The following is an 18,853-nucleotide window of genomic DNA, read 5'->3' on the forward strand; positions in this document are numbered from 1 at the left end:
CCCGTGTCCGCGTCCTTCGACCGTCCGCCGTTCCGCGGAAGCCGCAAGAGTACTGAGCAGCGACCCGATCCGCTCCTGCGCGACCGTGTGATGGCCGGGAATCGTCATGTCCAGAACCGGTTCGAATCCTTCGAACGGGCCGCGGGCGCGGGGGCCGCGTCCTACGATCGGCGGCATGCCGTTGCGTCGTGTGGTGCACGTGTTCATGGTCCTCGCCGTGGCCCTGGGGCTGGCCGGAGGCGCCTGTGGCGTCGCGGCTGCCGAGGGCGGCGGGGCGGGGGCCGGTCGTCAGCTGCTCTTCTACAACCACGCCTACGGAGTGCTCGACCGGGAGACCGCCGACGCGGTCGAACACTCCGCCTACTTGCGGGACTTCGCCGACTTCCAGGTCCGCACCACCACCGGCGCGGGCGGGGAGAAGTGGACCGGGCGCTACCTGACGGGGCGCGAGACCTACCTCGAACTGTTCGGCGTCGGCGACGTCCCCGGCCAGGACGGGCTCCTCGGCGCGGGGGGCATGGGCCTCTCGGTCGAACGGGCCGGTGACCTCGCCACGGTGACGGGCCGGCTGCCGGGCCTCGGCGTCCCGCAGCCCATCGCCTTCCGCCAGACCCGCGACTTCGGCGACGGCGTCCCGGTGCCGTGGTTCGACGCCGTCCTCACGTCCGAGCAGTACGACGGCTTCGGCGCCTGGGGCATGGAGTACCGGCCGGAGTACTTCGCCGACCCGCGCAGCGGCACCGAACCGGCGGCCTTCCCCGGTGACGTGGGCCGCGAGCGGTACCTGTCCGACGCCTACCGCGACCACCTCATGCGGGACGTCACCTCGATCCGCCTCGCGGTCACCGCGGGCGACCTCGCCCACACGGTGCCGCTGCTCCGGGCGGGCGGCTTCCACGTGCGGCAGCTCCCGGGCGGCGGTGTCGTCGCCCGGGGCGGCGGCGTCACCATCGCACTCGACTCCGTCGCCCGCGAGGACGCCGGGCTGCGCCGGGTGGAGCTGTCCCTCAACCACCCGGTGGCGTCCCGGCACGAGGAGCGCCTCGGGCACTCCACGCTCGTGGTCGGCCCGGGCGACCGTGCCGTGTGGTCCTTCGACGCCACCGGTCCCGGCGGCGCGTCCCGCTGACTCCCGGCCCGTGGCAGCCCCGGCCGTCGCCGCCGGTCCGCCGGACGCCCCCGTAGCCCGGACGTCCCCGTACAGCCGACGACGTGCGGGCCCGGGGCCGCCGTGCCAGGCTGGACGGTGCCCCCGGGTCGCCATCGACCGGGCGACGCAGCCGCAGTCCGTCGAGACGAACGGGGCCTGCCGTGGTGCGAAGAGTGAGTGCATCGTGCCCGCGACCGCGATCGCGGCGGCGCCGCGCGGGGGCCGGATGCGCGGCCCTGCTGCTCGTGGCCCTGGCCGCGGTCCCGGCGGCCGCGGCCACGCCGCCGCCCCCGCAGCCGACCCCCACGCCGAGCACCCCGACCGTCCCGGCCACCCCGGCCTCGCCATCCGCCTCGTCCGCCCCGCTGGACCCGCGGATCACGGAGATCATGCGGAAGCCGGAGTACCGCAACGCCCAGTGGGGCCTGTTGCAGACCGACCCCACGACCGGGCGCGTGGTCCGCGGCAGCTTCCCCGGGCAGTTCTTCATCCCCGGCTCCACCGCGAAGCTGTTCAGCGTGTCCGGGCCCTGGAAGACCCTCGGTTCCGACCACCGCTTCGAGACCCCGGTGTACGCGGTCGGCGAGCGGCGCGGCGCCACCCTGGACGGCGACCTCGCGCTGGTGGCCCAGGGCGATCTCACCCTCGGCGGCAGGACCGCCCCGGACGGCACGGTCGCCTTCACCTCCCTCGACCACACCTACGCCAACGACGTCCCGGGCGCGACGCTCACCCCGGAGGACCCGCTCGCCGGGATCGACGAGATGGCGCGGCAGGTGCGGCGCGCCGGCATCACCCGCGTCGACGGGAACGTCATCGTCGACCAGCGGCTCTTCGCCGCCGATCCGGTGCTCGTCCCCACCCCGACCCCGCTGATCATCAACGACAACCTGATCGACATCACGGCCACCCCGGGCGACCGCGCCGACGCGCCGGCGCGCCTGGACTGGCGGCCGAAGGTCGCCCCCTACCGGGTCACCTCGACCGTGAAGACGGTGGCCGCGGGCGAGCAGTCGGCCGTCATGGTCACGGCCTCCGACAACGGGACCCGGATCCAGCTGTCCGGCACGGTCGCGCTGGGCTCCGCCCCGGTGGTGCGCGTCTCCCCCGTCGCCGACCCGGCCGCCTTCGGCCGCACGGCGCTGATCGAGGCCCTGGAACGGGCGGGGGTGCACGTCAGCGCGGCCCCGACGGGCCCCAACCCGGCGGCGGGGCTGCCCGCCGACTACACGGGCCGCGCGCGCGTGGCCCTGTACACCTCACCGCCCTACGCGCAGTACGCCAAGCTCATCCTCAAGGTCAGCCACAACCTGGGCGCCAATCTGGGCATCTGCCTGATGGCGGTCACGACCGGCAGCCACGCCTGCATGGACGGGTTCCCCGTCCTCGCCCGGTTCCTGGACTCGGCGGGCGTCGACCGCGAGCAGGTGCAGCTCCTGGACGGCCGGGGCGGCAACCAGGTCGACCGGTCCACGCCGCAGGCGGAAGTGCAGATGCTGTCGTACTGGATGCGCACGCCCGACGCCCGGCTGTTCCGGGAGTCGCTGCCCGTCCTCGGTGTGGACGGGCTGCTGGCCGACAACTGCCGGGCCTGCCCCGCGCGCGGGAAGGTGTTCGCCAAGACGGGCGCCGCCGTTGGACTGGACGCGCTCAACAACCGCCTGGGCGTGGGCGCGATCACGATCGCGGGCTACCTGGACCGGGGCGGCGGCCGCTACGACGTCTTCTACGCCGGGGTCACCGGCGCCTCGACGCCGACGACCGACCCCACCGGCATCCTGTCCATCGCCAACGACCTCGCCATGATCGCCGCCTACCTCCAGGAGGGCTGAGCGGCGCCGGCGCCCCGACCCCGGCGTGCCATGATCGAGGGGGCGCGTGCCCGCCCGCACGCGCCCCGCTCGCACGCCCCACGTCAGGAGCACCGCCCATGTCCGCGCAGCCCGGTCCGCCCGCCTCCACGCTCGGGGCCACCCTGCTCCGCTCCCGGCGGCTGGTCGAACCCGCGCTCCGCAAGGCCGTACAGGAGCTGCACCCGGCGCCGGCCCGGGTCGCCTCCCACGCCTTCGGCTGGTGCGACGAGGACGGCACCCCGACCCGGGACCCGGGCGGCAAGGGCATCCGCCAGGCGCTCGCCGTCCTGGGGGCGGAGGCGGTGGGCGCGGCCGCGGAGAGCGCCGTGCCGGCCGCCGTGGCGATCGAGCTGGTGCACACCTTCTCGCTGATGCACGACGACATCATGGACGGCGACGAGCGCAGGCGGCACCGCGCCAGCTCCTGGAAGGCCTTCGGCACCGGGCCCGCGGTGCTGGCGGGCGACGCGCTGTTCGCCCTGGCCTTCCGCACCCTGGCCGAGGCCCCGGGCGACGGGGGCGGCGCGGCGCTGCGGCAGCTGACCGGGACCCTGGGCGAGCTGGTGCACGGGCAGGCGGACGACCTGGAGTTCGAGTCCCGGCCGTGGACCGGGCCCGCGGCCGTGGACCTCGCCGAGTACCGGGCGATGGCGGAGCGCAAGACGGGGTCCCTGCTCGCCTCCGCCATGAGCCTGGGGGCGGTGCTGGCCGGCGCGCCGCCGGAGCCGGTGGCGGCGCTGTCCCTGGCGGCGCGCCGGTGGGGCGTCGCCTTCCAGGGGATCGACGACCTGCTGGGGATCTGGGGCGACCCCGACTCCACCGGCAAGCCGGTCCACAGCGATCTGCGGCGCCGCAAGAAGACCCTCCCGGTCCTCGGCGCGGTGCACCTGGACCCGGCGGCCGGGCCCGCTCTGGCCCGGCTGCTCGGGACGCGGGGCCCGGCCGGGGACGACGCGGTGCGCAGCGCGGCGCGCCTGGTGGAGGAGGCGGGCGGGCGCGCGTTCGCCGTCGCGGAGGCGCGCCGCCTGCTGGACGAGGCGCGCGCGGACCTGTACGCGGCGCCGCTGGCCCCCTCCGCCGTCGGTGAACTGGTCGCCCTGTCGGAGGCCCTGTTGCGGCACGCCGTGTAGGGCGGGCCGCGGCAGGGCGCCGGGGTCGGCGCTTCGGGGCCGGGCCTGCGGGCTCAGGGGGCGGAGGTGGTGACCGTGACCGTGCGCGGCGCCTCGCGCTGGTGCGGGACCGGCGCGGGCGCGGTCTGCGGGGCTTCCTCCGGCAGGGACGCGGCGTCCCCCTGGAGGGTGACCGTCCGGGTGGGGGCGGGGATCGAGATGCCCTCCGCGCGGAAACGGTGGTGCAGGCGCTTGATGAACTCGTGCTTGATCCGGTACTGGTCGCTGAACTCGCCGACGCCGAGGATCACCGTGAAGTTGATCCGGGAGTCCGCGAAGGTGTGGAAGCGGACGGCCGCCTCGTGGTCCAGCACGGCGCCGTCGATGTCGGCCATCACGCTGTCGACCACCTCCAGGGTGACCCGCTCGACGTGCTCCAGGTCGCTCTCGTAGCCGACCCCCACCTGGACCAGGAGGGACAGCTTCTGTTCGGGCTGCGTGTAGTTGGTCATGTTGGTGCGGGCGAGCCGCGCGTTCGGGATGATCACCAGGTTGTTCGACAGGTTGCGCACCACGGTGTTGCGCCAGTTGATGTCGACGACGTACCCCTCCTCGCCCCCGCTGAGCCGGATGTAGTCACCGGGCTGCACCGTCTTGGAGGCGAGGATGTGCACGCCCGCGAAGAGGTTCGCCAGGGTGTCCTGGAGCGCCAGGGCGACGGCGAGACCGCCCACGCCGAGGGCGGTGAGCAGCGGCGCGATGGACACGCCCACGGTTTCCAGGGCGACCAGGGCCCCCATCGCGAGGACCACGATCCGGGTGATGTTGACGAAGATGGTGGCCGAACCGGCGACCCCGGTGCGGGACTGCGCCAGTGACCGGACGAGACCGGCGACGACCCGGGCCGCGCCGACCGTGGCCAGCAGGATGAACACCGCGGTCAGCGTGTGGTTCACGAATCCGGAGATCCGCGCGGTCAGCGGCAGCGTGGAGGCGGCGACGGCGGCGCCCGCGACGAGGGCCGCGCCCGGGGCGAGGGTGCGCAGCGCGTCGACGATGAGGTCGTCGCCGCTCCAGCGGGTGCGCTCGGCGTGCTTGCCGAGCCAGCGCAGCAGGGCCCGGACGAGCAGCCCGGCGAGGGCGCCCGCGGCCAGGGCGATCCCGGCGATCAGCCAGTCGTGCACGACGAGGTCCCGGGTCACCGGCGGGCCTCCGCCGCGCGGTGGGCCGGGGCCGGGGTGGCGGCGGGCGCCGCGGGGCGGGGTATGGGGTGTGTCGTCACCTTGTCACCTGTCAGTTCGTCGTGGGACCAGCCGTGTTCGGCGGTGCGCGGGCGGATGCGGATGTACGCATTCCGAACGGGTTGCCATCCTGCCCCATCGCCGGGGCGGCCCCCGCGGGCGGGCCGCCGGAGCGCTCCCGCCGGCCGGACACCGGATCCGACGGTCCATCAGGTCAAGCGTCCCGGACTCTTGACTCCGTGTGCGGCAGCCGGGACCCTCATCGCATCGTTTGCTCGGAACATGACAACGCGCACGACCGCTCGCCCCGCTCCTGGGGACCTTTCCCGCCGCCCTGCGAAGCCGACCGAAGACGTGAGTGATGACCTTGACCCGACACCCGTACACCCGGCGCAAACCGGCTCTGGTTCTGTCGTTGCTCCTCGCCCTGCTGGCGATGGCGCTCAGCCCGGCGTCCAGCGCCGCCGCCGACCCCGGCTGGTGGAACCCGACCGCGCGGCCCGCCCCGGACTCCGCGATCAACGTCACCGGCGAGCCGTTCAAGGGCACCGACGCCCAGGGCGGCGTCCGCGGCTTCGTCGACGCCCACGACCACATCATGGCCAACGAGGGCTTCGGCGGCCGGCTCATCTGCGGCAAGCCCTTCTCCGACCTGGGCGTGGCCGACGCGCTCAAGGACTGCCCCGAGCACTACCCGGACGGCTCCCTCGCGATCTTCGACTTCGTCACCAAGGGCGGTGACGGCAAGCACGACCCGGTGGGCTGGCCGACCTTCAAGGACTGGCCCGCCCACGACTCGCTCACCCACCAGCAGAACTACTACGCCTGGATCGAGCGGGCCTGGCGCGGCGGACAGCGCGTGCTCGTCAACGACCTGGTCACCAACGGCGTGATCTGCTCGGTCTACTTCTTCAAGGACCGCAGCTGCGACGAGATGACGGCCATCCGCCTGGAGGCGAAGAAGTCGTACGACATGCAGGCGTACATCGACGCGATGTACGGCGGCCCCGGCAAGGGCTGGTTCCGGATCGTCACCGACTCCGCCCAGGCGCGGGACGTCGTCCAGCAGGGCAAGCTCGCGGTGGTGCTGGGCGTCGAGACCTCGGAGCCCTTCGGCTGCAAGCAGGTGCTGGACATCTCGCAGTGCAGCAAGGCGGACATCGACAAGGGCCTGGACGAGCTGCACGCGCTCGGCGTCCGCAGCATGTTCCTGTGCCACAAGTTCGACAACGCGCTGTGCGGGGTGCGGTTCGACGAGGGCGCGCTCGGCACCGCGATCAACGTGGGGCAGTTCCTGTCGACCGGCACCTTCTGGCAGACCGAGAAGTGCACCGGTCCGCAGCACGACAACCCCATCGGCCTGGCGCCGGCCCCCGGCGCGCAGAAGGAGCTGCCGGCGGGCGTGTCCGTCCCGGCGTATGCAGCCGACGCGCAGTGCAACAGCCGCGGACTGACGGACCTCGGCGAATACGCCGTGCGCGGCATGATGAAGCGCAAGATGATGCTCGAAGTCGACCACATGAGCGTCAAGGCCGCGGGCCGCGCCTTCGACATCCTGGAGTCCGCCTCGTACCCGGGGGTCCTCTCCTCCCACAGCTGGATGGACAGCGCCTGGACCGAGCGGCTCTACAAGCTCGGCGGGTTCGCCGCCCAGTACATGAGCGCCTCCGAGGGCTTCAGCGCGGAGGCGAAGAGCAAGGACGCGCTGCGCGACAAGTACCGGGTCGGACTCGGCTACGGCACCGACATGAACGGGGTCGGCGGCTGGCCCGCCCCGCGCGGCGCAGGTGCTCCGAACGCGGTGACGTACCCCTTCCGCAGCACCGACGGCGGCTCGGTCGTCGACAAGCTGACCGCCGGACAGCGCACCTGGGACTTCAACACCGACGGCGGCGCGCACTACGGCATGGTCCCGGACTGGATCGAGGACATCCGCAAGGTCGGCGGCCAGGACGTGGTGGACGACATGTTCCGGGGCGCCGAGTCCTACCTGCGCACCTGGGGCGCTTCGGAGCAGCACCGGGCGGGGGTGAACCTCGCGTCCGCAGCCGCCTCCTCCGCGAGTTCGGCCGAGTGGAACCCCTTCACCAGTTACGCCCCGGGTCAGGCCGTGGACGGCTCCACCGGCACCCGCTGGGCCAGTGACTGGAGCGACGACCAGTGGTTCCAGGTCGACCTCGGCTCCGCGAGCCTGGTCAAGCGCGTCACCCTGGACTGGGAGCGCGCCTACGGGAGGGCCTACCGCATCGAGGTCTCCACCGACGGCTCGGCCTGGCAGACCGTGTGGTCCACGACCACGGGCGACGGCGGCCTGGACACTGCCCAGTTCGGCGGGGTCTCCGCGCGTTACGTCCGCGTCCACGGGGTGGGACGCGGCACGCAATGGGGTTACTCCCTGCGCGAAGTCGGCGTATACAGCAGCTGACGCGATCATGTGGACGCCCGCCCCCGGCGCACCTGCCGGGGGCGGGCGTCCCCGTCGTACCCGAGAGAATGGAGACCGTCATGGCACGGATGCCGCTGGCCGAGCGCCGCGGGCAGCTGACCCGGGCCGCGATCCGCGCGATGACCCGCGACGGCGTCTCCCGGACGACCACCCGGTCCATCGCCGCCGAGGCGGGCGTGTCGCTGAGCGTCTTCCACTACTGCTTCGACTCAAAGCAGGCCCTGCTGGAGTCCGTCCTCACCACGATCACCGACCACTACGTCGCGGTGGTGCAGGAGGCGATCCGGCCGCGGGCCACCTTGCGCGAGACCGTCCGGGCGGGGCTCCAGGCGTACTGGGACCACGTGGCGGCCCGGCCGGGCGAGCACATGCTGACGTACGAACTCACCCAGTACGCGCTGCGCGAGCCGGGGTTCGAGCAGCTGGCCCGGCGGCAGTACGAGCTGTACTGCGACACCTACGCCGAACTCCTCGACCGGCTGGGCCGTCAGATCGAGTTCGAACTCCTCGTCCCCGTCCCGGTGCTCGCCCGCTACCTGGCCGCCATGACGGACGGGCTGACCCTGCACTTCCTGGTCCTGGGCGACGCCGACGCGGCGGCCGGCATCCTCGACATGATCGCCGACCACGTCGCGGGACTGACCAAGGAGCGCTGACCAAGGAGCACTGAGCCGGCCTACGGGGACCCTTCTGCGAGCACGGGGTGCACCTCGGGATGGGCGTCCCACCAGGCCCGGTGGAAGGGGTTGTTGTCCACATTGGCCAGGTAGGCGCGGGCCGCGGCGCGGTAGACGAGTTCCGCCTGGAGGCCGGAGACCGCCGCGCGGTTCCAGGCGACCCGGATGCGGCCCACCACCGGTTCCCCGGTCAGGGGACGCACCACGGTGCCCGGGACGGCCGGTGCGGTGGGCTGGCACAGCGAGACGGCGCGGCCGGCCGAGATCAGGTCGTACTGCATCATGCGGTCGGTGATCCGGTAGCGCAGCTGGGGCGTGAACCCGGCCTTGGCGCAGGCCTCGACGAGGGCCTCGGGCCCGCCGTCGTCGTCCTCGACCAGGGTCATCCAGGGTTCGTCGGCGAGATCGGCCAGGTCCAGGGAGGGCCGCTCCGCCAGGGGGTGCCGGTCGGACAGCCGGATGCAGAAGGGCTCCCTGGGGATCAGGGTGCGGCCCAGCACCCCGCCGGGCAAAGGGACTTCGTGGTCGTTGACCTCGCCGTAGACGATCACGTCGTAGCGGCCCGCACCGAGCAGCCGCACCAGTGCGGTCACCGAGTCCTCCAGGTCCACGGTGATCTCGCGGCCGTAGAGGTCGAGGTCGGTGCGGGCGAGCAGGCCGTCGAGCAGGACGAGCATGATGCAGCCGAGCCGCAGCGGGGTGTGCCCGGCCATCGCGCGCGCCTCCGCGCCGAGCGCGTCCATCTCGTGGATCACCCGGCGGGCCTTGGCCAGCACGAAGTGGCCCAGTGCGGTGGGCTCCACGCCGTGCCGGCCGCGGACGAAGAGTTCGCCGCCGGTGACCCCTTCGATCCGACGGAGCTGGGCGGAGAGGGCGGGCTGGGAGACCCCCAGCCGCCGGGCCGCACCGCCCAGGCTCCCGGCTTCCGCTATCTGGCAGACGGTGTGCAGATGTCTCAGCTCGAGCTGCATTGCGGCAGCGTACGCAGCGTGACGCGCCCCGCACCATAACGCGGGTCTTATGCGCGCAGGGATGTCCCAATCCCGCCATGCCCGCGCCCATACTCGGCGGCGAACCGCCCGCCCGGCGCACATCCCCCGCACAGCCTTCGCACAGGAACCGCACAGCCTTTGCCGAGGCCGCGCACAGGCCCTGCCCGGGCGGACCCCACCCGGAACCCCCCACACACGATCGGAGTGGACTCTTGCAGCCCACCAGATGGACGGCGACCGTGGCAGCGATGGCGCTGACCGCGAGCCTCGCCGGCGCACTGGCCGGTAACGCGTCGGCCGCGCAGCAACCGGCGGGGCGACTCCAGCCCGCACCGGCCACGTCGGCCGACCGCGCGGTCGCGGCCGCCGACGCGGCCGTCCGCAGCGGCCTCGACTCCCTCGTCAACTCCCCCCGCCAGCAGTACGACCGGCGGATGGTCACGCCCTGGCTCCAGGACCTGTACTCCGTGGCCTACGAGCGCACCTACCGCGGCCTGCCGGTGGTCGGCGGCGACGCGGTGGTCCTCGCCGACGGCCAGGGCCGGGTCCGCGCCGTCCAGTCGGCCTCCGCCACGGCCATCGAGGTGGCGACGACCCCGGCCGTCACCGCGAAGGCCGCGGAGGCCAGCTCCCGCCGGGAGCTGGCGAAGACCGACAAGGTCCTGGACAGCAGGCTGGTGGTCCGGCTCAAGGACGACCGCCCGGTCCTGGCCTGGGAGACCGTCCTGTCCGGCCGGACCGCGACCGCCCCGAGCAAGCTGCACGTCTTCGTGGACGCCCGCACGGGCGCCGTCCTCGACCGCCACGACGAGGTGGTGGCCGGCAGCGGGACCAGCAAGTGGAACGGCCCGAACCCGCTGACCATAGACACCACCGCGTCCGGGGGCACGTACTCCCTGCGCGACCCGAACCGGACCGGCCTGAGCTGCGCGGACTACAGCAGCGGCAGCGTCTTCTCCAAGTCGTCGGACTCCTGGGGCACCGGGAACGCCACGTCCAAGGAGACCGGCTGTACGGACCTCATGTTCGCCGCCCAGAAGCAGTGGGACATGCTCGGTGCGTGGCTCGGCCGCAACGGGGTCAGCGGCAACGGCCGCAGCTTCCCGGGCAAGGTGGGCCTGTCCGACCTGAACGCGTACTGGGACGGCAGCTCGGTCACCATCGGGCACAACAGCGCCAACGAGTGGATCGCCGGCGTCGACGTGGTGGCGCACGAGTACGGGCACGCCATCGACACCAACACCCCGGGTGGCACCAGCGGCCAGGAGGCCGGACTGGGCGAGGGCACCGGGGACATCTTCGGCGCGCTGACCGAGGCGTACATCAACGAGCCGTCCCCCTACGACGTGCCGGACTACACCGTCGGCGAGATGATCAACCTCCAGGGCCGCGGCCCGATCCGGAACATGTACAACCCGCCCGCGGTCAACAACGACCCGGCCTGCTACAGCTCCTCCATACCCGGCACCGAGGTGCACGCCGCGGCGGGACCGCTCAACCACTGGTTCTACCTGCTGGCCGAGGGCACCAGCCCGGGCGGCGGCAAGCCGAACAGCAGCACCTGCAACCAGAGCGCGCTCACGGGCGTCGGCGTGCAGAACGCCGGCAAGATCTTCTACGGCGGCATGCTGCTGAAGACCAGCAGCATGAGCTACAAGAAGTACCGGACGGCCACCCTCAGCGCGGCCAAGTCGCTGGACCCCACCACCTGCAACCTGTTCAACCGGACCAAGGCCGCCTGGGACGCGATCAGCGTGCCCGCCCAGGCCGGTGACACCACCTGCGTCCCGAGCGGTCAGAACGACGACTTCTCGATGGCCCTGAACCCCTCCGCGGGCACCGTCCAGCAGGGCGGATCGCTCACCACCACCGTGGCGACGACCACCACGACCGGTTCGGCCCAGCAGGTCACCCTCACCGCCACCGGGCTGCCGTCCGGGGTGAGCGCCTCCTTCAACCCGGCCACCGTGCAGTCCGGCCAGTCCTCGGTGCTGACCCTCAGCGCCACCTCCACCGCGGCGCCGGGTTCCTCCACCGTCTCCGTCAAGGGGCAGGGACCGGGCCTGTCGCACACGGTCGACTACGCGCTGACCGTCGGCGGCACCACGCCCGATCCCGGGCAGCCGAACATCGACGTCGCGAACGTGCAGGCGCACCTCGCCCAGCTGAACACGATCGCGTCCCAGAACGGCGGCAACCGCCGGGCGGGCAGCGGCGGTTACACCCAGTCGCTGGCGTACGTGAAGGGCAAGCTCCAGGCGGCCGGTTACACCGTCACCGAGCAGAACTGCACCTCCTGCACCTACCCCTCGAACAACCTGATCGCCGACTGGCCGGGCGGCCCCGCCGACCAGACCGTCATGTTCGGCGCGCACCTCGACAGCGTCTCGGCGGGCCCCGGCATCAACGACAACGGCTCCGGCTCGGCGACCCTGCTGGAGAACGCCCTCGTCCTGGCGCAGCGGAACCCGACCCTGACCAAGCACGTGCGCTTCGCGTGGTGGACCGACGAGGAACAGGGCCTGAACGGCTCGAAGTTCTACGTGGGCCAGCTCAGCAGCACCCAGAAGTCCGCCATCAAGGGCTACTACAACTTCGACATGGTCGGCTCGCCCAACGGCGGCTACTTCATCAACAACATCAACTCGGCCACCTCGGCCCCGATGAAGGCGTACTGGACCTCGCTGAACCTCTCCCCCGAGGAGAACGTCGAGGGCCAGGGCCGCAGTGACGACTACTCCTTCCAGCAGGGCGGCATCCCGACCTCCGGCTACGCGGCCGGCGCCAGCGCCCGCAAGACCTCCGCGCAGGCCGCCAAGTGGGGCGGCACCGCGAACGCCGCCTACGACTCCTGCTACCACAGCAGCTGCGACACCACGAACAACATCAGCGCCACGGTCCTGGACCGCAGCGCCGACGGCGTCGCCTACACGATCTGGAAGCAGGCCGTCGGCGGCGACACCCCGGCGCAGGACTTCTCCCTGAGCACCTCACCGGCGGCCGGCAGCGCCAACCCCGGCTCCAGCGTCACCTCCACCGTCAACACGGCCACCGTGAGCGGCAGCCCGCAGACCGTGAACCTGTCGGTCTCCGGCGCGCCCACCGGCGTCACCGCCTCGCTCAGCCCGTCCTCCGTGCAGTCCGGCAGCTCCTCGACCCTGTCCGTCCAGGTCGGCGCGGGCACCGCGGCGGGCACCTACACCCTGACGGTCACGGGCACCGGCACCACCAGCCACAGCACCACCTACACGCTGACCGTCGGCGGCGGCGGGTCCTGCACCCCGCGCCAGGTCGTCGCGAACGGCGGCTTCGAGAGCGGCACCAGCCCCTGGACCTCCACCTCGGGCGTCATCACCAACCAGGCGGGCGAGGCCCCGCACAGCGGCGCCTACATGGCGTGGCTGAACGGCTGGGGCACCGCGCGCACCGACAGCGCGGCGCAGTCGCTGACCCTGCCGGCGGGCTGCGCCACCGGCCGGCTCGCCTTCTACGTGCACATCGACACCGACGAGACCGAGAGCGTCGTCTACGACACCCTCACGGTGTCGGTGGGCGGCCAGACCCTGGAGACCCTGTCCAACGTGAACGCCACGTCGGGCTATGTCCTGAAGACCTACGACGTCTCGCGGTTCGCGGGACAGACGGTCACCCTCCAGTTCCAGGGGGTCGAGGACCAGTCCCTCCAGACCTCCTTCGTGGTGGACGACGTCACCCTCCAGGTGAGCTGACACCCCTCGGAGTCCCCCCACGGGACGCACGGGAAGGCGCCTGACCGGGGCAACAGCCCCGGTCAGGCGCCTTCTTCGCGTTCCCTGCCGGCCGGTCAGGCGGAGGCTCCCGCCGCGCCGGCCATCCGACGGCGCAGGCTGAGCGGCCGCATGTCCGTCCACACCACGTCGATGTGGTCCAGGCACTCCTGCTTCGTCCCGGTCGTGCCCTCGGCCCGCCAGCCGCCGGGCAGCTCGCGGTCGAGCCGCCAGACGGAGTACTGCTCTTCCTCATTGCGCACGACCTGGTAGCCGTTCTCGCCACTGGCACTCATCTTTTGGCCCTCCCGCGTTCGATCGCCTCGACGCGCCCAGCCTGCCCCCCGGACCGGCGGCCGCCATAGAGACAAACGCGCAGAAGCCGCGGTGCCCCGCGCTGCCCGTCCTTCCCTACTGCCGCCGGCCCCGCACCGGCAGTGTTCAGGGAGCCAGGGTGACGCCAGAGACGGTACCCGGCGCGGTGTCAGTACCGCCTGGAAGGAGCCCCGCCATGACGGACGTCCCGGACCACGTGCACCTGCCCACCGGTGGGTGGCGCTTGTGGGAGCATTTCGCCCTGCGCGGGCCCGGTTTCCCCGCTGAAGGGGTGCTGCGCATGGCCCCCCCGGGGCTGGCCGTGGCCGCCGACAAGTTCGGACCGCGCGACCTGCTCGCCGGCCCCGAGTGGGAGGCCTTCACCGAGACCTTCGACACCGGGGCCGTGCGGACCGCCGAACTGCTGCAGGAGATCGCCGCCGCCCCGCGCTTCCGCGCCGCGGTGGCCTGGCAGAACCGTACGGTGCTGCGCACGGGCATCGCCCCGTTCCTGAACTGGACGCCGACCGCGGCGGGCCGCACCAGCATGCCCCGCCAGCGCGAGGAACTCGTCGCGCACTACTGGCAGCGGTTCTGCGTCAAGAACGACACCATCGGCTTCTTCGGCCCCGTCGGCTGGGGCCGCTGGGACCTCGCGAGCGAGGGCATCACCGTCGATCCGGGTGAAGGCCTGCTCGCCGACTCCCGTGTGTACTTCGCCAGTTGGGCGATCGACGCGCTGGCCAAGACGCTGGGCGCGGATCCGGCCATGAAGGCCTGGATCCCGCCGCGCCGGGTGTCCTTCGTCCGTGCCGAGGGCCGGACGGTGCGGCTGCCCGGACGCCCGCCGCAGCCCATCACCGACGCCCAGCGGGCCGTGCTCGACCTGTGCGACGGCACCCGGGCGGTGGCGGCGATCGCCGCGGCCGCCGGGATCACCGAGGCGGAGGCGACGGAGACCGTCGCCTGGCTCCAGTCGAAGCGGTGGGTGCACTGGCGCCTGGAGGTGCCGAGCAGCACCTACCCCGAGCGGGACCTGCGGGCCATCCTGGAGCGGGTGGGCGACCCCGCGCTGCGGGAGTCCGGGCTGGAGCGCCTCGCGGTGCTGGAGCGCGGGCGGGACGCGGTGCAGGCCGCCGGGCTGGACGCCGACGCGCTGGGCGAGGCGATGGGCGCGCTGGAGGCGGACTTCGCGCGGCTCACCGACACCGACGGCCAGCGCGCCAAGGGTTCCCGGACGGCGCCCTGCCGCGGGCTGGTCTACTCCGACTGCCGCCGCTCGGCGACGGCGACGCTGGGCACCGCGCTGCTCGACGAACTGACGCCGCTGGCCCAGTGCCTGACCTCGGCGCGCTGGATGACGAACCGCTTCACCGAACGGGTGGGGGCGCGGCTGCGCGAGGTGTACGAGCGCCTGCACGCCGGCGGCCCGGTGGACCTGGGTGCGATGTGGCTGGCCTGCCTGCCGTCCCCGTACCCCGAGGCGAGCGCCGATCTCGACGTCATCCAGGCCGAGATGCGGGCGAAGTGGGCCCGCATCCTGGAGGTGCCCGAGGGTGCGCGCAGCGTGCGGGTCTCCTCGGCGGACATCGCCGAGCGGGTGCGCGAGGAGTTCGAGGAGCCGGGCGCGGGCTGGTCCCTGGCCCGCTACTTCAGCCCGGACGTGCTGGTCCTCGCCGAGGACGCGGCGGCCGTGTCCCGCGGGGACTTCGCGCTGGTGCTCGGCGAGATGCACAGCGCGCTCAACACGATGGGCGCCTCGCTCTTCGTCCACCAGCACCCCGACCGCGACCAGCTGATCGCGGAGACGACCCGGGACTTCCCCGGTCCCCGGCTGCTGCCGATGCTCCCCAAGGAGCTGCCGCTGAAGTGGTCGACGCGCAGCAGGCCCTCGCTGGACCGCCCGGAGGACTACTACGTCTCGCTGGTCGACGACACGGGCGACCCGCACCGGCCGCGCACTTTCCTCAGCGCGGACGTCTGCGTCGAGGACCGGGAGGGCACCCTGGTGGCGGTGCTGCCGGACGGGTCCGCGTTCTCCCTGCTCGACGTCTACGCGAACACCCTGACCCAGCGGATCATGGACCGCTTCACCATCCGCCCGGAGGGCGACCACACCCCCCGGATCAGCATCGACAAGATGATCGTGGCCCGCGAGACCTGGTCCTTCCCCGCCTCCGAACTCACCTTCGCCGACGAGAAGTCGGAGAGCAGGCGCTACGTACGGGCCCGGCACTGGCAGCGGGAACACGATCTGCCGCGCTTCGTGTTCGTGGTCTCCCCCACCGAACCCCGGCCGTTCTACGTGGACTTCGAGAGCCCGGTCTACCTGACCATCCTGGCCAAGGCGGCCCGCCGGCTGGCCCGCAAGGACCCGGACGCGCGGCTGAAGGTCAGCGAGATGCTGCCGACGCCCGAGCAGGCCTGGCTGACCGACGACGAGGGCAACTCCTTCACCTCCGAGCTGCGTTTCGTCGCGGTCGACCAGACGGCGGTCGGCCCGAGCGTGCTCGGCCCGGACGCGGTCGGCCCGGACGCGGTCGGCCCGGACGCGGCAGGCCCCGGTGCGGAGGGGGACGCGTGATGCGGACCTTCGTCGACGACATCGCGGAGCACGCCGTCCGCCACCCCGACCGGGTCGCGCTCACCACCCCGGCGGGCGAGCTGACGTACGAGGAGCTGGCCGCCCGGATCGACGCGCTCGCCGGAGTGCTGCGGGCGCGCGGGGCGGGCCCCGAGGTGGTGTGCGCGGTGGCCGTGGAGCGCGGGGTGGACGCCGTGGTCGCGATGGCGGCCGTGGTGCGCTCCGGCGCCGCGTTCCTGGGCCTGGACCCGGAGCAGCCCGCGCCGCGCCTGGCGGCGCTGGTGCGCAGCGGGGGCGCCTCGATGCTGCTGACCGCCTCCGGGCTCTCGGCCCGCATGGACGACCTGCCGGTCGACGGACCGCGGGTGCTGCTGGACCGGCCCGGCGCGGTCGGGGCGGGCGGTACACCGGCGGGGGCGCCCGACGGGCGCGGACTCGCGTACGTCAGCCACACGTCCGGGACCACCGGAGAGCCGAGCGCGGTGCTGGTCGAGCACAGGGGTCTCGACGCGTACCTGCGTTTCGTCGTCCGGGACTACGGCCTCGGGGCGGACACCGTCGGCCTCCAGGTCGCGCCGCTGGGCTACGACGCCTCCGTGCGCGACACCTTCGCCCCGCTGCTGGCCGGCGGGCGCCTGGTCGTCGTACCGCGCTCGGCGCTGCTGCGGCCGGAGGAGTTCGGGGAGGTGGTGCGCACCGAGGGGGTGAACACGCTGCTGAGCGTGACCCCGTCCTTCCTGTCGTTCCTGGCGGGGCAGCCGGACGCGGCCGCGCTGCTGGCGGGGCTGCGGCTGGTGGTCTCCAGCGGGGAGTCGCTGCGGCCGTTCCTCGCCGCGGGCGGCCGGGCGCTGGTGCCGGGCGCGCTGGTCAACCAGTACGGGCCCACCGAGTGCACGATGACCTCGACCCGCTACGCCGTCCCGGCCGAACCGGACCCGGTGGCCGATCTGATCGGCACCCCGATCGACGGGGTCGTCGTCCGGCTGCTGGACGAGGGCATGGCGGAGGTGGCCGAGGGGACCGTCGGGGAGGTCTACATCGGCGGGACCGGGGTGGCCCGGGGGTACCGGGGGCTGCCGGGCCGGACCGCCGAGCGCTTCGTGCCCGACCCGCTCGGGCCGCCCGGTGCCCGGCTGTACCGGACCGGTGACCTCGCCCGGCGCGGCCCCGGGGGGCTGAGCTACGTGGGGCGCGGGGACCGGCAGGTCAAGATCCGGGGCTACCGCGTCGACCCGGCCGAGGTGGAGGGCGCGCTGCTGGCCCACCCCGCGGTGACCGGCGCGGTGGTCACCTCCGGGACCGACCCCCGGGGGCGGGTGTTCCTGACCGCCCACGTCACCGGCGACGCCGGTGTTCCCGACGCGGTGCTGCGGGCCCATCTGGTGGCCACGCTGCCGCCGCACCTGATGCCGCGCCGGTTCGTCCGGCTCGACACGCTGCCCACCACCCGCGGGGGCAAGGCCGACCGGCGCGCCCTCGCCGAAAGCGGAGGCACCCGGTCATGAACGTGACCCTCAACACCCTGGGCCCGGCCGATGTGGACGCGGCCGCCGAACGGCTCGCGGGGTACGTACGGCGCACCCCGCTGCTGCCCGGACTGGGCGCGCCCGGGCGGCGGCCGCCGGACGGCTCGCTGCTGCTGAAGGCCGAACACCTGCAACACAGCGGCTCGTTCAAACTGCGCGGGGCCGCCAACGCGGTCCTGGCGATGGGCGCGGACCGGATCGTCACCGGTTCCTCCGGGAACCACGGCATCGCGCTGGCCCGGCTGGCCGCCCCGCTCGGGGTCGAGGTCACCGTGGTCATGGCGGCCGGGGCCAGTGCGGCGAAGGCCGCGCTGATCCGGGCGCTGGGCGGGCGGACCGTGTCCGTACCGGGCGGGGTGGCCGAGCGCGACCACCGGGCCCGGGAACTGGCCGGGGAGAACGGTGCGGCCTTCGTGCCCTCCTCGGACCACGAACTCGTGATCGCCGGGCAGGGCACGGTCGGGGCGGAGGTCCTGGCCGAGGTGCCCGACGTCGAAACGCTGTACGTGCCGACCGGCGGGGGCGGGCTGCTGGCCGGGGTCTGCCTGGCCGCGCACGGCCACCGGGTCAGGGTGGTGGGCGTGGAGCCCGCCGCGACGCCCCGCTACGCCCGTTCGCTGGCGGCCGGCCACCCGGTCCGGCTGCCGCCGAGCGACACCGTCGCCGACGGGCTGCGCGCCCAGCAGCCGGGCGCGGTCACCTTCCCGGTCATCAGGGACCGGGTCGACGACCTGATCGCCGTGTCCGACCCCGAGATCCTGGCCGCCGCGGCCTTCCTGCGGCGGCTCGGGATCGAGGCGGAACCCAGCGGGGCCGTGGCCCTGGCCGGGGCGCTGCGCGCCGGCCGGGGCGCGGGCCGCGCCGTCGCCATCGTGTCGGGCGGCAACACCACCGCGGCGCTCACCGCCGCCGCGGCCACCGAACCGTATCTGGAGGAGATCTCATGACCACGTCCGTGAACCCGACCCTGACCACCGCCGAGCTCACGGAGCTGGTGCTCGGCATCTACCGCGACACCCTGGGCGAGGAGTCCCTCGACGAGGACAGCGACTTCTACGAGTGGGGCGGCGACTCGCTGACCGCGTTCCGGATCACCGCGCGGATCGAGGAGGCCCTGGGCGTCGAGGTGCCGGTCGCCCTGGTCTTCGCCTACCCCTCGCCCGCCGACCTGGCGTCCGTCGTCGACGCCGACCTCGTCCGAGCGTGAGGGGCAG

13 protein-coding genes are annotated in these 18,853 nt (G+C 73.4%); 10 read left to right on the forward strand and 3 right to left on the reverse strand.

Going from position 1 to position 18,853, the window contains the following annotated elements; genetic code table 11:
* Positions 1-175: 175 nt before the first annotated feature.
* The 3 genes from AC0693_RS25295 to AC0693_RS25305 all read left to right on the forward strand — a co-directional run bounded on the left by AC0693_RS25295 (position 176) and on the right by AC0693_RS25305 (position 4,133).
* Positions 176-1,129 carry a DUF5829 family protein gene (locus tag AC0693_RS25295; protein WP_478802972.1) on the forward strand — a complete coding sequence of 318 codons (954 nt, stop codon included), beginning with the start codon at positions 176-178 and terminating at the stop codon, positions 1,127-1,129.
* Positions 1,130-1,395: 266 nt separating this feature from the next.
* Positions 1,396-2,982 carry a D-alanyl-D-alanine carboxypeptidase/D-alanyl-D-alanine endopeptidase gene (gene dacB / locus AC0693_RS25300; protein ID WP_478802973.1) on the forward strand — a complete coding sequence of 529 codons (1,587 nt, stop codon included), beginning with the start codon at positions 1,396-1,398 and terminating at the stop codon, positions 2,980-2,982.
* A 98-nt stretch (positions 2,983-3,080) separates the two neighbouring features.
* Positions 3,081-4,133 (forward strand): polyprenyl synthetase family protein, encoded by a 1,053-nt coding sequence (locus tag AC0693_RS25305; RefSeq protein ID WP_478802974.1) that lies wholly within the window; start codon positions 3,081-3,083, stop codon positions 4,131-4,133.
* A gap of 53 nt (positions 4,134-4,186) precedes the next feature.
* Here the strand turns inward: AC0693_RS25305 and AC0693_RS25310 are convergent, their stop codons facing one another.
* Entirely contained in the window at positions 4,187-5,314 is a 1,128-nt protein-coding gene (locus AC0693_RS25310) for a mechanosensitive ion channel family protein (RefSeq protein WP_478802975.1), read from the reverse strand.
* A gap of 400 nt (positions 5,315-5,714) precedes the next feature.
* On the opposite strand from AC0693_RS25310, the gene AC0693_RS25315 reads away from it, so the two are divergent.
* Both AC0693_RS25315 and AC0693_RS25320 read left to right on the forward strand, forming a co-directional pair.
* The gene (locus tag AC0693_RS25315) at positions 5,715-7,778 is read left to right on the forward strand and encodes a galactose-binding domain-containing protein (protein WP_478802976.1); all 2,064 of its coding nucleotides are present in this window, start codon (positions 5,715-5,717) and stop codon (positions 7,776-7,778) included.
* 80 nt (positions 7,779-7,858) lie between these two features.
* A complete protein-coding gene (locus tag AC0693_RS25320; RefSeq protein ID WP_478802977.1) occupies positions 7,859-8,455 on the forward strand; it encodes a TetR/AcrR family transcriptional regulator in 597 nt (198 codons plus the stop codon).
* Between the two features lie 20 nt (positions 8,456-8,475).
* Here AC0693_RS25320 and AC0693_RS25325 read toward each other — a convergent pair whose 3' ends face one another.
* A complete protein-coding gene (locus AC0693_RS25325) occupies positions 8,476-9,447 on the reverse strand; it encodes a LysR family transcriptional regulator (protein ID WP_469319869.1) in 972 nt (323 codons plus the stop codon).
* Between the two features lie 269 nt (positions 9,448-9,716).
* Between AC0693_RS25325 and AC0693_RS25330 the strand changes: the two genes are divergently transcribed.
* A complete protein-coding gene (locus tag AC0693_RS25330; RefSeq protein ID WP_478803042.1) occupies positions 9,717-13,196 on the forward strand; it encodes a M28 family peptidase in 3,480 nt (1,159 codons plus the stop codon).
* A 95-nt stretch (positions 13,197-13,291) separates the two neighbouring features.
* Here the strand turns inward: AC0693_RS25330 and AC0693_RS25335 are convergent, their stop codons facing one another.
* A complete protein-coding gene (locus AC0693_RS25335; RefSeq protein ID WP_356405795.1) occupies positions 13,292-13,510 on the reverse strand; it encodes an MbtH family protein in 219 nt (72 codons plus the stop codon).
* Positions 13,511-13,725: 215 nt separating this feature from the next.
* Between AC0693_RS25335 and AC0693_RS25340 the strand changes: the two genes are divergently transcribed.
* Genes AC0693_RS25340 through AC0693_RS25355 form a run of 4 tightly spaced genes read left to right on the forward strand, consistent with a single transcriptional unit; the run spans position 13,726 to position 18,846 of the window.
* On the forward strand, positions 13,726-16,113 hold the full coding sequence (locus AC0693_RS25340) for a lantibiotic dehydratase (protein WP_478802978.1): 2,388 nt from the start codon (positions 13,726-13,728) through the stop codon (positions 16,111-16,113).
* Positions 16,113-17,618, forward strand: a complete 1,506-nt coding sequence (locus AC0693_RS25345; RefSeq protein WP_478803043.1) for an amino acid adenylation domain-containing protein — start codon at positions 16,113-16,115, stop codon at positions 17,616-17,618. The genes AC0693_RS25340 and AC0693_RS25345 overlap by 1 nt, the downstream gene beginning before the upstream one ends.
* A complete protein-coding gene (locus AC0693_RS25350; RefSeq protein WP_478802979.1) occupies positions 17,615-18,586 on the forward strand; it encodes a threonine ammonia-lyase in 972 nt (323 codons plus the stop codon). Before AC0693_RS25345 ends, AC0693_RS25350 begins: the two co-directional genes overlap by 4 nt.
* Complete coding sequence (locus AC0693_RS25355) at positions 18,583-18,846, forward strand: acyl carrier protein (RefSeq protein WP_356405789.1); 264 nt, start codon at positions 18,583-18,585, stop codon at positions 18,844-18,846. Before AC0693_RS25350 ends, AC0693_RS25355 begins: the two co-directional genes overlap by 4 nt.
* The last annotated feature ends 7 nt before the right edge of the window (positions 18,847-18,853 follow it).

This window comes from Streptomyces sp. NPDC043876, from assembly GCF_056435825.1.